Raw genomic sequence first — 13300 nt, forward strand, 5'->3', positions numbered from 1 at the left:
GGGGCGGCTCCCTAGAGGCCCTGCGCCGCCTTCAGCACGGCCTCGACATGGCCGGCGACCTTGACCTTGCGCCAGACGCCGCGGACCACGCCCTGGCCGTCGATCAGGAAGGTCGCGCGCTCCATGCCCATGTACTTGCGGCCGTAGAGGGACTTCTCGACCCAGGTGCCGTAGGCCTCGGAGGTCCTGCCGTCCTCGTCGGAGGCGAGCTGGAACTTCAGGCCGTACTTGCCCTTGAACTTGTCGTGCCGGGCCACGGAATCGCGCGAGACGCCGATCACCACGGCGTCGAGGCCGGAGAAGTCGGGCAGGGAGTCGTTGAAGCCGCAGGCCTCCTTGGTGCAGCCCGGCGTGTCGTCCTTCGGGTAGAAGTAGAGCACGACCTTGCGGCCCTTCAGCGCCGCGAGCGAGACCGTGCCGCCGCCGTCCGTGGGCATCGAAAAATCCGGCGCCTGCTGGCCGACCTCGACCGTCATGTCGTTCTCCTCTTGCTGGACTGGACGAGCAGAAGGTGTCGCGGGCGGCCGGACTGTCAAGCGTCGCCGGGGGCGCCGGCCGCCCGCTCGGCGGCGGCCTGGGCGCGGCGCGCCGGTCCGGCGACGATCTCGCTGTAGCACTGGCTGACGCCCTGGGCGGTCTCCATCAGCCGCTGCTGCAGCGCCTCGAAGCTCTCGGCGCCGGCGGCGCGGGCCAGCGCTGCCTTCAGGCCCGGCGGTGCCGCCACCTCGTCGAAGCGGTCGCCGACGGTCAGGCGCAGGAAGCCCTGGACCCGGCGCCAGAGCCGGGTCGCCTCGGCCAGGAAGCGGGCGCGCCCGCCGTCCAGCAGGCCGGCCTCGGCGAGCCGGCCGAAGGCCTCGGCCGAGGAGCGGCAGAGCACCTCGGGGTGCTCGGCGGCGTGGCGCAGCTGCAGGTACTGGGCCAGGAAATCCAGGTCGTAGAGCGCGCCGCGCAGGTACTTGCAGTCCCAGAGCGAGCGGCCGGGATACTGCTTCGCGATGCGCTCGCGCATGGCATCGACCTCGACGACCAGGTGCCCCGGCTCGCGCGGCACGGTCAGCACGCTCCGGATGTCGGCCTCGATCGCGGCCTGCAGCGCCGGCTCGGCGACGACGACCCGGGCGCGGGTCAGGGCCATGTGCTCCCAGACCCAGGCCTCTTCCTGCTGGTAGCGCAGGAAGCCCTGGCGCGACAGGGCGATCGGCCCGGCGCTGCCGGAGGGCCTGAGGCGCGGATCGACCTCGTAGAGCCGGCCCTCGCCGGTCAGCGCCGACAGCGCCGAGATCAGGCGCTGTGCCAGGCGGCCGTAGTAGAGGCTCGGCGGCAGCGGCTTCGGCCCGTCCGACTCGTCGAGCTCGCCGCCGTGCGGCTGCCCCTCGTAGAGGAAGACCAGGTCGAGGTCGCTGGACACGGTCATGTCGCGGCCGCCGAGCTTGCCGAGCGCCAGCACGGCGAGGCCGGGCCCCGGCAGGTGGCCGTGGTTGCGCGCCAGCTCCTCGGTGCAGGGGCCGAGCAGGCCGGCGATGCAGGTCTCGGCGACGTCGCTCAGCGCGACGCCGGCCTCGTCGACCTCGATGCCGTGACGCAGCAGGGCGATGCCGATCAGAAAGCGGCGGTCGTTGGCCCAGCGCCGCACGATGTCGAGGCAGTCCTGGAAGTCGCGCGCCTGGCCGAGCTCGCGGGCCAGCTCCTCCTGCAGCACGGCCCGGCCCGGGGACGGCTCCAGGAAGCGGCCGTCGATCACCGCCTCGAGCAGCGCAGCGTTGCGGCCCAGGTGCTCGGCCAGGGCCGGCGCCCGACCCATGACCTCGGCCAGCAGGTCGAGCAGGCTGGGGTTCTGGTAGAGCAGGCTGAACAGCTGCACGCCCTCGGGCAGCCTGCCCAGGAAGGCGTCGAAGCGGGCCAGTCCCTCGTCGGGCTCGCGGGTCTGGCCCAGCTTCTCCAGCAGCGCCGGCATCAGCTCGGTCAGGAGCTCGCGGGCGCGCGCCGAGCGGGTCGCGCGGTAGCGGCCGTGGTGCCAGGCGCGGACGATGTTGAAGACCCGCTCGCCGTCCTTGAAGCCGAGCCGGGCCAGCGTCTCGACGGTGCCGGGGTCCGGCTCGCCGCCGGTGAACACCAGGTTACCCGGGCCGGACAGCGGCGGCGCCTCCTCGAACAGCTCGCCGTAATGGCCCTCGACGCAGTGCAGGGTGGCCAGCAGGTGCCGGCGGAAGCTCGCGCCGTCGGGATAGCCGAGGAAGGTCGCGATCCGCGCGATGCCCGCGGCGCTGTCCGGCAGGCTGTGGGTCTGGCGGTCGTCGACCATCTGCAGCCGGTGCTCGATGCGCCTGAGCTCGCGGTAGGCCTCGGCCAGCTCCTTGGCGGTCCTCGCCTCGACGTGGCCGCTGTCGGCCAGGGCCTGCAGGGCGTGGAGCGTGCACGGGTCGCGCAGTCGCGGATCGCGGCCGCCGAAGATCAGCTGCTGGGTCTGGCAGAAGAACTCGATCTCGCGGATGCCGCCGCGGCCGAGCTTGACGTTGTGGCCCTCGACGGCGACCTCGGCGCCGCCCTTGACCGCCTGGATCTGGCGCTTGATCGAGTGCACGTCCTGGATCGCCCAGAAGTCGAGGTGCTTGCGCCAGACGAAGGGCTTGAGGTCGCGCAGGAAGGCGTCGCCGGTCGCCCGGTCGCCGGCGGCGACGCGCGCCTTGATCATCGCCGCGCGCTCCCAGTTCTGGCCCGCGGACTCGTAGTAGGCGAGGGCGGCGTCGACCGAGATCGCCAGCGGCGTCGCGCCGGGGTCGGGGCGCAGGCGCAGGTCGGTGCGGAAGACGTAGCCCTCGGCCGTGCGCTCGTCGATCAGCCGGGCCAGCTCCTCGGTCATGCGCACCATCGCCTCCGAGAGGGTGCGGCGGCCGTGCCAGGCCATGCGGCCGGGCTCGTAGAAGACGATGAGGTCGACGTCCGAGGAGTAGTTGAGCTCGCGGGCGCCGTACTTGCCCATGGCCAGCACGAAGTAGCCGCAGCGCTCCAGCGGCGTGCCGTCCTTCGCGCAGGCAGAGGCCGGCAGCTCCAGGTCGCCGCGCGCGATGCGCTCGGCCAGCAGCCAGGCCAGCGCGGCGTCGAGAGCGGCGTCGGCCAGCTCGCTGAGCGCGCCGGTCACCGCCTCCAGCGCCCAGAGGCCGCCGACGTCGGCGAGGCCGACGGCCAGGGCGGCGCGGCGCTTGGCCCGGCGCAGCTCGGCGGAGAGCCGATCGCGTGGAACTTCCTGCTTGCTGAGCGCCTTCAACTCGTCGAGAAGCTCGGCCATGACCGCATCGGGCCCGTCGCGCAGCAGATCGAGAGTGAAGACCGGCTCGCGCAGGAGGGCGTCGGTGAGAAAGGGCGAGCTCCCGAACAGGGCATCGAGCAGCCGCCGTCCGGCGGCTTCGGCGGCGAGCGCCTCGGCCCGCGCCCGCTCCGGCGGCTCGAGTCGCGCGGCGGCTTCGCTCCAGCGCTGCCGGGCGAGCTCGGCCTGGGCCGGATCGGCGGGCTGCGGCCAGTCGGCGGCGGCGAAGGCGGCGTTGAGCATCGTAGCGGCAAGGTCGACCAGCCAGGGCCCGGCGGTCAAGCGCTGCGGCGGCCGCGCCCGGCGGCCGTCTGTGCCTTTCGGGAATCCAGGCTAGGATCGCCCCATGGTGCTGAAGAGCTGCCGGATCGCGCTGGAGTGGGTGGTCGCCGTCATCGCCGGCCTCGCCCTGCTGGCCGCGTTCGGCCTGTTCTGGCTGAGCCGCGAGCCGCTGCCGGTCGACTTCGTCAAGCCCTACATCGAGGCGGCGCTCAGCAGCGACGACGGCGTCAAGGTCGAGGTCGGCGGCACCCAGCTGGTCTGGGCGGGCTGGGGCTCGCGGATCGAGGTCGCCGGCCAGGACTGGAAGGTGATCGGCGCCGACGGCCGGCGGCTGCTGACGATTCCCGACGCCTCGATCCAGCTCAGCCTGAGCGCGCTGCTCGACGGGCAGGTCGCGCCCACGGCGATCACCCTGCGCGGCCTGCACATCTCGCTGCTGCGCCGGCCGGACGGTCGCTTCACCTTCGGCAAGCTGCCGGCCGCAGAGGGCGAGGCGCAACCCGACACGCTGCCCGACAGCGGCCAGATCGCGGGCGCGCAGGCCGAGCAGTCGGCCCTGCAGCTGCTGTTCTCGGAGCTGCGCGACAAGCCCGACCCGAACAACCCCTTCGCCCAGCTCGCCAACGTCACCATCGTGCGGGCCTCGGCCCTGATGATCGACCAGCGGCTGAAGGTGATCTGGCGGGCGCCCAACGTCGATCTCAAGATCCTGCGCGATACCGCCGGGGTCAGCGCCACCGGCTCGGCGACCATCGCGCTCGGCGACAAGCGCTCGCGGCTCGACCTGACGATGACCGAGGTCGCCGGCTCGCCGGGCCTGGAGACGGTGATCAACGTCGATTCCCTGGAGCCCGCCGCGCTGGCCGCGGTGCTGCCCGACGCCAAGGCGCTGCAGGGCATCTCCGGGGCGCTGCACGGCCGGGTCGGCATGACCCTGGCGGAGGACGGCCGGCCCAGCGAGACGGTCCTCGAGCTGTCGTCCGATCGCATCACCCTGGACCTGCCCGACCGCCTGGAGCAGCCGCTGGCGGTCAACGACCTCGCGATCGAGGCCCACGGCGGCGGCCTCGATGATCCCTTCGTGCTGGACAAGCTGTCGGGTTCGCTGGCGCCGGCGGCGGGCGGCGGCAGCGGCCCGGCCTTCTCGGTCGAGGCGATCGTCGACCCGCAGCCCTCGGTCTTCGAGGTCAAGCTGATGGCCGAGATCCGCGACCTGCCGGCCCAGGACCTCAAGCTCTACTGGCCGAAGGGCGTCGGCGGCAACGGCCGGCCTTGGGTGATCGAGAACATCACCGCCGGCGAGGTGACCTCGGCGACGCTCTCGACCAGCCTGTCGGTCGATCGCGACAGCCACGAGATCCAGAGCATCGGCTCGTTCGGCGGCCGCTTCCGCTACCAGGGGCTCGAGGTCCACTACCTGCGTCCGCTGCCGCCCCTGACCGATGCCACCGGCAGCGCCGCCTACGACCTCAAGGGCCTCGACTTCACGGTCGAGCAGGCGCAGCGCGACGACATCAAGATCAGCAACGGCGGCATCTCGATCTTCGGCCTCGAAGGCCACGACCACCGCATCTCGATCGTCTTCGACGCCGACGGGCCGCTCAAGCAGGCCCTGACCCTGCTCGCCCACCCGCGGCTCGACCTGCTGGGCAATCTCGGCATCGACCCGGCGGCGGCCAGCGGCACCTTCCACGACAAGGTGAGCTTCGCCTTCCCGCTGGTCGCCGACCTGACCTTCGAGCAGATCCAGGTCGGCGTCGAAGGCAAGGTCGCCGACGCCGGCCTGAAGGGCGGCGTCGCGGGCTACGATCTCGACAAGGGCCAGTTCGATCTCAAGCTCGACGGCAAGGGCCTGAAGGCGACCGGAACGGCGACGCTCGCCGGCATCCCGCTGAAGAGCGTCACCTGGAGCGAGAGCTTCGAGGCGGTCAAGACGCCGACCCGGGTGACCGCCGCGGCGCCGGCGGTCCAGGTCTCGCAGCTCACCGCCTTCGGCCTCGACGCCGGCGATTTCGCCCGGGGCGCGCTGTCGCTGAAGCTCGACATCGCCGCCGACCACCACGGCAGCTCGCGCATCGGCCTGTCGGCGAACCTGCAGCAGGTGAGCGCCCGGATCCCGACCCTCGACTGGGAGAAGCCCTCCGGCAAGCCCGGCACGCTGTCGGCGGTCATGAGCATCGACAAGGGCAGCCTGACCCGGATCGCCGACCTGGCGGTCGACCTGGGCGACGACCGGGCGCACGGCGAGATCGGCTTCGCCAAGGGCGGCGGGATCGCCCGCATCGCCTTCGACCAGCTCGCCGTGGCGCACAACAGCGTGACCGGCCTGGTGGTGACGCCGCTGGACGGCGGCGGCTACGCCGTCTCCGTGCAGACCGGCACGCTCGACCTGGCGCCGCTGCTCGGCACGCGCCCCGAGGACCAGACGCCGGAGGCCAAGGCCGCCGCTGCTGCCGCGGCGGCGAGCCAGCGCAAGTCGGGCCCGCCCTATCTGCCGCTCAAGCTCGACGCGCCCTCGCTGTCGCGCGTGCGGCTCGCCGAGGGCCGCTCGCTCGAGGCGGTCAGCCTGCAGCTGGTGCGCGACCGTCGCGGCTGGCAGCTGATCAAGGCCCAGGCGCAGATCCCGCGCTCGCTGTGGCGCCACAAGAACCGCCAGGTCGCCGAGGACGCCCAGGTCGCCGAGAAGTCGATGAGCGTCTTCTACCGGCCCGAGGCCGACGGCACCTACCGCTTCGAGCTGTTCGCCGACGACATCGGCGCGACCCTGCGCGCGCTCGGCTGGATCGACTCGATCGAGGGCGGCAAGGGCGAGATCGTCGGCACGCTGCCGGGGCCGCTGCCGGACTCGCCGCTCAACGGCCGGATCGAGACCAAGGGCTTCCGCGTCGTCAACGCGCCGGCCATGGCCAAGCTGCTGACCGTCGCCTCGCTGACCGGCATCGGCAACCTGCTGAGCGGCGAGGGCATCGAGTTCGACCGAGCGGTCGGCAAGTTCACCCTGGCCGACGACCGGATCACGACGCCGCTGTTCCGCGCCTACGGCTCGTCGCTCGGGATCACCGCCAAGGGCCAGATCGACCTGGAAGGCGCCGAGACCGACGTCTCGGGAACCCTGGTGCCGGCCTATTCGGTCAACCGGATCCTCGGCGAGATCCCGATCCTCGGCAAGCTGCTGACCGGCGGCGAGGGCGAGGGCATCCTCGGCGTCACCTACCGGGTCAGCGGCCGGATCGACGATCCCGACGTCAGCGTCAACCCGCTGTCGATCCTGGCGCCGGGCTTCCTGCGCGGCCTGTTCAGCGTGCCGAAGCCGGGCGGCGGCCAGGCCGACGAGCTGGACGACGTCTTCCCGTCGGGCGAGATCGGCCGCTGAGTCCGCCGCGGCCCAAAGAAGACGCCCTGCCCGGCCACTCGCGCGGCCAGGCAGGGCGAAGCAGGACGACAGGGTAGTCTAGAACTTCAGCTTGACGCCGCTGACCACGGCCCAGGTCTTGGCGTTCGAGCCGGTGTCGGCGTTGAGATCCTGGTAGGAAATGGATCCGACCATCGTCACGCCCGGGCCGAGGGCGTAGCTGGCCGCGCCCTCGTAGGCCTTGTAGGTGCTGTCCCCGGCCGCGGCCGTGGCCTGGGCCTGGCCGTTGAGATAGGTGACGGAGACGCCCCAGGGACCGGTCTCGTAGGACAGGCCGACGTCGAAGGAACGGCCGGTGTCGGCGCCCATGTCGCTGGTGTGGGCATAGGAGCCGCCGAGCGTGAAGCCGGCGTAGCCCAGGTTGGTGCCGAACGAATAGAGGCTCGGGTCGGTGCCGGCGGACGACTGGTCGTTGGCCCAGTCGTAGCGGCCCGACACGGCGACGTCGATGCCGTTGAACGAGTTGACGAAGTTGCCGCCGAGCGAGAAGCCGTTGCGGTAGGAGACGGTCGCCTTGTCGACCTGCGAGTTCGAATCCTGCTGCGGATCCGGCAGGAAGGACGCGCCGAACTGGAAGCCCGAGAAGCGCGGCGTGAAGTAGGTGATCTTGGTCGAGTCGTTGTTGCGGTCGAGCTCGAGGTAGGTCGACCCCAGCGGTCCCCGGAAGAAGCCGGCGCCGGCGAAGCTGCCGCCCTGCGGCAGGTAGCCGGTCAGGGTGCCGGAGGAGTTGACGCCCTGGCCGACATCGGGGGCGGCGTAGGTCATCAGGTAGCCGGCCGAGTTCTCGGAGCCGATGTTGAAGCGGCCGAACGAGCCCTCGACGTACATGTAGGACTCGTCGATCTGGTCGGCGGTGTTGGTGTTGCCCTCGAGCTGGATGTTCACGCCGAACTTGAGGCCGTTGTCGAGGGTCGTCGAACCGACGAACCAGACTTCGGAGTTCGACTTGACGTCGAAGCCGTTGAAGGCGTCGCTGCTCGAGCCGACGTTGGTGCTGCTGTGGGCGTAGCCGAACCACTGCTGCATGTAGCCGCCGAGGCCCAGCTTGATCTGGGCGTGCGACGGTGTCGCGATGCCGATGCTCACGACGCCGGCCGCCAGGGCGGTGCCGTGAAGAAGAACCTTCCTCATCTGCAAGTCCTTTCGTTGTCGCCCGTCGCCGACTGGGCTCCCCCAGGCTCGCCTTCCGGTCCGCAAGCGAGCCCACGGCTTCGGTACAAGTGTCCCTGTCCGGGCCCTGGGGGGTGCCCGGTTGCTTCGGGATCTGGTGACGAATTTTTGCCGGTCGCGAGTATTCGTCGCAGTCGACTTATCTTCGACGAGGAGATTGTCGCTCAGACTTGTGTGTCTGAATCCTTACAGTTCTGTATGGAGCGATTTGTCGCAACGGCGCGGTTCGAATACTACGAATCGCCGGCGGACCGGGGGCGGGCAGGGCGACGCAGCGACGGCGCGAGACGCCGCCCACGGCCGGGCCCTCGGTGTCTTGGCCGCCGTCGCCGTCGGGGGATGGGGAAGGATGGCGCCGCCGTGCGGCGGAGCGGACGCTACCCGGCGCGCACCAGGGCGTGGCGCTTGCGCCCGGCCGACAGCTTGACGACGCCCTCGGCGCCCAGGTCGTCGAGCGAGACGCGCAGGTCCTCGGCCTCGATGCGGGCGTCGTTGAGGCGCGCGCCGCCGCCCTTGATCAGCCGCCGGGCCTCGCCGTTGGAGGCGGCGAGGCCCGCCTCGCGGAACAGCTCGTAGGCCGGCAGGCCGGCCGCGAGCCGGGCCCGCTCCACGGTGACGGTCGGCAGGCCCTCGTCGAGGCCGCCTTCCTCGAAGGTGCGGCGCGCGGTCTCGGCCGCCGCCTCGGCGGCGGCGCGGCCGCGGCACAGCGCGGTCGCCTCGTTGGCCAGGACCTTCTTGGCCTCGTTGATCTCGCTGCCGCCGAGCGCCTCGAGGCGGGCGACCTCGTCGAGCGGCAGCTCGGTGAAGAGCTTGAGGAAGCGGCCGACGTCGGCGTCCTCGGTGTTGCGCCAGTACTGCCAGTACTCGAAGTCGCCGAGCCGCTCCGGGCTGAGCCAGACCGCGCCGGCGGCGGTCTTGCCCATCTTCTGGCCCGAGGCGGTGGTCAGCAGCGGGCAGGTCAGGCCGAACAGCTCGCGGCCCTCGACGCGCCGCGCCAGCTCGATGCCGTTGACGATGTTGCCCCACTGGTCGGAGCCGCCCATCTGCAGACGGCAGCCGTGGCGCCGGCTCAGCTCCAGGAAGTCGTACGCCTGGAGGATCATGTAGTTGAACTCGAGGAAGGTCAGCGGCTGCTCGCGCTCCAGCCGCAGCTTCACCGAATCGAAGGTCAGCATGCGGTTGATCGTGAAGTGCCGGCCGATGTCGCGCAGCAGGGGGATGTAGGCCAGCGCGTCGAGCCAGTCCGCGTTGTTGGCCATCATCGCCGTGGCCCCGCCCTGGCTCGCCGGGCCGAACTCCAGGAAGTTCGCGAAGATCGCGCCGATCTTGTCGATGTTCGACTGGATCTCGGCCTCGCTCAGCAGCTTGCGCGACTCGTCCTTGCCCGAGGGGTCGCCGACCTTGGTCGTGCCGCCGCCCATCAGCGCGATCGGCGTGCCGCCGGTCTTCTGCAGCCAGCGCAGCATCATGATCGAGATCAGGCTGCCGACGTGCAGCGAGTCCGCCGTCGCGTCGTAGCCGACGTAGGCGACCAGCTCGCCGCTCTTCGCCAGGGCGTCGAGGCCCTCGGGATCGGTCGCCTGGTGCACGAAGCCGCGCTCGGTCAGCACGCGCAGGAAGTCGGATTTCAGGCTGGTCATCGCTCGGGACACTGTTCGCTTGCGGGCGGGCGCGTCGCTTACCACACTCCCCGGAGGTCAACAACGCGAAGGGGTGGGCGGAGACCATGGTGCTGGCGGTCGGACTGATGAGCGGCACCTCGCTCGACGGCATCGATGCGGCGCTGATCGAGACCGACGGCCTCACGCGCGTCGAGCCTCAGGCCTTCCTCAGCGAGGCCTACGACGAGGCCTTCCGGCCGCGCCTCCGCGGGCTGCTCGGCGGCAAGGCCGCGGCGGCCGAGGTCGCCGCCGTCGAGGCCGAGCTGACCGACCGCCATGCGGTGCTGGTGCGCCGGCTCCTCGCCGCGGCCGGCCGCCGGCCGTCCGAGATCGCCGTGGTCGGCTTCCACGGCCAGACCATCCTGCACGAGCCGGAGCGGCGCCGGACCTGGCAGATCGGCGACGGCCAGCGGCTCGCCGAGCAGCTCGGCATCGAGGTCGTCGCCGACTTCCGCTCGGCCGACGTCGCGGCCGGCGGCGAGGGCGCGCCCTTTGCGCCGCTCTACCACGCGGCGCGCGCGACCGGGCTGGAGCGGCCGCTGGCGGTGCTCAACCTCGGCGGCGTCGGCAACGTGACCTGGATCGGAGCGGCCGGCGGGCAGGACCTGCTGGCCTTCGACACCGGCCCGGCCAACGCGCTGATCGACGACTGGGTGGCGCGGCGGGCCGGTCTGTCCTGCGACCTGGACGGGCGGCTCGCTGCCGCCGGCACCGTCGAGCGCGGCATCCTGGTGCGGCTGCTCGACCATCCCTACTTCGGCCGCCGGCCGCCGAAGTCGCTGGACCGCGACGCCTGGGACGTCTCGCTGCTGGAGGGCCTCTCGACCGAGGACGGGGCGGCGACCCTGACCGCCTTCACGGCCGCTTCGGTCGCGGCCGCCCTGCCGCTGCTGCCCGAGGCGCCGCGGCGCTGGCTGGTGACCGGCGGCGGCCGGCGCAACCCGGTGCTGCTGCAGGCCCTGCGCGATGCGCTCGGCGCCATCGTCGAGCCGGTCGAGGCGGCCGGCTGGAACGGCGATGCCGTGGAGGCGGAGGCCTTCGCCTATCTCGCGGTGCGCAGCCTCGAGGGCCTGCCGCTGTCCCTGCCCGGCACGACCGGCGTGCCGGCGCCGCAGACCGGCGGCCGCCGCTTCCGGCCGCGCCGCGCAGCGTGACAGAGGGAGCCGCGAGCGTCGGTGCTCCCACGCCCCTCGACAGGCTCGGGACGAAGCAAGCGCCGAGGCTAGCTCCGATGGTCGCTTCGTCCCGAGCCTGTCGAGGGGCGTGCCGTCACCGGACTCGATGCCGATCCAGGAAAAACACCTTGTCCCGGACGTCGCCTACTGCGCGGCCGCTTCGGCCGGCGTGGCGACCGCCTTGCGGACGTAGTCCTCGACCATGCCGATCATCTCGTCGAGGTGCTCGGCGTAGAAGTGGTTGGCATCGGGGATCACGCGGTAGTCGATCACGATGTCGCGCTGGTGCTGCAGCTTGTCGACCAGCTTCTTGACCGAGGGCTCCGGCGCCAGCTCGTCCTTGCCGCCGTGGATCACGAGGCCGGACGAGGGGCAGGGCGCCAGGAACGAGAAGTCGAAGAGGTTGGCCGGCGGCGAGATCGAGATGAAGCCGGCGATCTCCGGCCGGCGCATCAGCAGCTGCATGCCGATCCAGGCGCCGAACGAGAAGCCGGCGATCCAGCAGGCCGAGGCGTTCGGGTTGGTGGCCTGCAGCCAGTCGAGCGCCGAGGCGGCGTCGCTGAGCTCGCCTTCGCCGCGATCGTAGGTGCCCTGGCTGCGCCCGACCCCCCGGAAGTTGAAGCGCAACACCGAGAAGCCCTGGCGGCTGAAGGCCTGGAACAGCTGGTAGACGACCTTGTTGTTCATCGTGCCGCCGTGCTGCGGATGGGGATGCAGCACCAGCGCGATCGGTGCGTCCTTCACCGGATTGTGCTGGTAACGACCTTCCAACCGGCCCTCAGGGCCGTTGATGATCACCTCGGGCATCAGCTTCGCTTTCGTTCTTGGTTCCATCCCGGGGGCGTTCGGCGCACCGCCGAGGGGGGCGTTCCGGGAAGCGGGTAAAGTTGACTGGATTAGTCGGGCAACCTATATCCCTAGACCGACCACGGGGTTCCTGTAGGCGCCTGGCTGCCGGGATCGGTGCCGGAGATGCGGCGCGCGAAGATATCGAAAGGACACCTCAATGTTCAAGACTTTGCGCGCCGAGATCGATGCGACCATGGCCCGCGACCCGGCGGCCCGCTCTGCCTGGGAGGTGGTGCTTTGCTACCCCGGATTCCAGGCCGTCCAGCTGTATCGTATCGCCAACTGGGCCTGGCGCAGACATTTCTTCCTGCTGGCGCGCATGGTGTCCCAGCTCGGCCGGCTGCTGACCGGCATCGAGATCCACCCGGGCGCCACGATCGGGCAGCGCTTCTTCATCGACCACGGCATGGGGGTCGTGATCGGCGAGACCGCCGAGATCGGCAACGACGTGACGCTCTATCACGACGTGACCCTGGGCGGCGTCGCGCCCTCGGTCGATTCCGACAGCCAGCGCAACACCAAGCGCCACCCGACGCTCGAGGACTTCGTGATCGTCGGCTCCGGCGCGCAGATCCTGGGGCCGATCACGGTCGGCCGCTGCGCGCGCGTCGGCGCCAACGCGGTGGTCACCAAGGACGTGCCGGTCGAAACCACGGTCGTCGGCATCCCGGCGCGCCCGGTGCGGGCGGCCGAGCACCGCGAGACGCCGACCTTCGTCGCCTACGGCACGCCGACCGGCGACCTGCCGGATCCGGTGGCGCGCGCCCTCGAGGGCCTGCTCGACGAGGTCCAGCGCCTGCGCCAGCGGGTCAATCAGCTGGAGGAGGACGCCGCGCGCCACGAGCGCGTCGCCGGCGCGCCGCCGGAAGCCGAGTCCGAGTCCGAGGGCCCGGGGGCGCCGGCCGGCAAGTGTTGACGTCTCCGGCCGGGCCGGCCGGAGCGTCGCGACAGACGGGAGAGGTCCAGTGAAGCTGAGTACCAAGGGGCGCTATGCCGTGATGGCGATGATCGATCTCGCCGAGCACAGCGAGGGAAAGCCCGTCTCCTTGGCCGAGATCGCCGATCGCCAGGAGATCTCGCTGTCCTACCTCGAGCAGCTCTTCGCCAAGCTCAGGCGCGGCGACCTCGTCAAGTCGGTGCGCGGGCCCGGTGGCGGCTACCTGCTGGCCCGCGAGGCGGCCGAGACGCACATCTCCGACATCATCCTGGCGGTCGACGAGCCGATCCGCGCGACCCGCTGCACGCCCGGCCAGCCCTACGGCTGCCGCGGCAACCGCAGCCGCTGCGCGACCCACGACCTCTGGGAGGAGCTGGGCAACCAGATCTACCTCTATCTCAGCTCGGTCAGCGTCGCCGACGTCGTCGGCAAGCGCATCCTCGGCACCAGCGGCGTCATCTTCGCCGACGAAGAGGCGACCCTGCCGAAGCCGGTCGCCGCCGAATAGCC

The 13300-nt window shown here is 71.4% G+C and carries 8 protein-coding genes and 1 pseudogene; 4 read left to right on the forward strand and 5 right to left on the reverse strand.

Annotated features, from left to right (window positions below; genetic code table 11):
• Positions 1–11: 11 nt before the first annotated feature.
• Together bcp and B9O00_RS16940 are read right to left on the reverse strand one after the other, a co-directional pair.
• Positions 12–476, reverse strand: a complete 465-nt coding sequence (gene bcp, locus B9O00_RS16935) for a thioredoxin-dependent thiol peroxidase (RefSeq protein ID WP_085123887.1) — start codon at positions 474–476, stop codon at positions 12–14.
• Positions 477–532: 56 nt separating this feature from the next.
• Entirely contained in the window at positions 533–3586 is a 3054-nt protein-coding gene (locus tag B9O00_RS16940; RefSeq protein ID WP_218822880.1) for a bifunctional [glutamine synthetase] adenylyltransferase/[glutamine synthetase]-adenylyl-L-tyrosine phosphorylase, read from the reverse strand.
• 64 nt (positions 3587–3650) lie between these two features.
• On the opposite strand from B9O00_RS16940, the gene B9O00_RS16945 reads away from it, so the two are divergent.
• Complete coding sequence (locus B9O00_RS16945; RefSeq protein ID WP_085123888.1) at positions 3651–6959, forward strand: YhdP family protein; 3309 nt, start codon at positions 3651–3653, stop codon at positions 6957–6959.
• A gap of 78 nt (positions 6960–7037) precedes the next feature.
• On the opposite strand, the gene B9O00_RS16950 is transcribed toward B9O00_RS16945, so the two are convergent.
• Both B9O00_RS16950 and tyrS read right to left on the reverse strand, forming a co-directional pair.
• A complete protein-coding gene (locus B9O00_RS16950; protein WP_085123889.1) occupies positions 7038–8129 on the reverse strand; it encodes a porin in 1092 nt (363 codons plus the stop codon).
• A gap of 416 nt (positions 8130–8545) precedes the next feature.
• A complete protein-coding gene (gene tyrS / locus B9O00_RS16955) occupies positions 8546–9808 on the reverse strand; it encodes a tyrosine--tRNA ligase (RefSeq protein ID WP_085123890.1) in 1263 nt (420 codons plus the stop codon).
• A gap of 86 nt (positions 9809–9894) precedes the next feature.
• On the opposite strand from tyrS, the gene B9O00_RS16960 reads away from it, so the two are divergent.
• Positions 9895–10983, forward strand: a complete 1089-nt coding sequence (locus tag B9O00_RS16960) for an anhydro-N-acetylmuramic acid kinase (RefSeq protein ID WP_085123891.1) — start codon at positions 9895–9897, stop codon at positions 10981–10983.
• A 165-nt stretch (positions 10984–11148) separates the two neighbouring features.
• Here the strand turns inward: B9O00_RS16960 and B9O00_RS16965 are convergent, their stop codons facing one another.
• Entirely contained in the window at positions 11149–11811 is a 663-nt protein-coding gene (locus B9O00_RS16965; RefSeq protein ID WP_085123892.1) for an alpha/beta hydrolase, read from the reverse strand.
• Positions 11812–11995: 184 nt separating this feature from the next.
• Here B9O00_RS16965 and epsC point away from each other — a divergent pair.
• Both epsC and B9O00_RS16975 read left to right on the forward strand, forming a co-directional pair.
• Positions 11996–12769 (forward strand): annotated as a pseudogene (epsC, locus tag B9O00_RS16970) (serine O-acetyltransferase EpsC); the annotation flags it as partial.
• 49 nt (positions 12770–12818) lie between these two features.
• A complete protein-coding gene (locus B9O00_RS16975) occupies positions 12819–13298 on the forward strand; it encodes an Rrf2 family transcriptional regulator (RefSeq protein WP_085123894.1) in 480 nt (159 codons plus the stop codon).
• The last annotated feature ends 2 nt before the right edge of the window (positions 13299–13300 follow it).

It is taken from the genome of Tistlia consotensis USBA 355 (genome assembly GCF_900177295.1).
GTDB lineage: Bacteria > Pseudomonadota > Alphaproteobacteria > Kiloniellales > DSM-21159 > Tistlia > Tistlia consotensis.

What these genes read in the sequence shown, in the direction of transcription:
- bcp (WP_085123887.1), bottom strand. Translation starts at nt 476, where the DNA reads ATGACGGTCGAGGTCGGCCAGCAGGCGCCGGATTTTTCGATGCCCACG.
- B9O00_RS16945 (WP_085123888.1), top strand. Translation starts at nt 3,651, where the DNA reads ATGGTGCTGAAGAGCTGCCGGATCGCGCTGGAGTGGGTGGTCGCCGTC.
- B9O00_RS16950 (WP_085123889.1), bottom strand. Translation starts at nt 8,129, where the DNA reads ATGAGGAAGGTTCTTCTTCACGGCACCGCCCTGGCGGCCGGCGTCGTG.
- tyrS (WP_085123890.1), bottom strand. Translation starts at nt 9,808, where the DNA reads ATGACCAGCCTGAAATCCGACTTCCTGCGCGTGCTGACCGAGCGCGGC.
- B9O00_RS16960 (WP_085123891.1), top strand. Translation starts at nt 9,895, where the DNA reads ATGGTGCTGGCGGTCGGACTGATGAGCGGCACCTCGCTCGACGGCATC.
- B9O00_RS16965 (WP_085123892.1), bottom strand. Translation starts at nt 11,811, where the DNA reads ATGCCCGAGGTGATCATCAACGGCCCTGAGGGCCGGTTGGAAGGTCGT.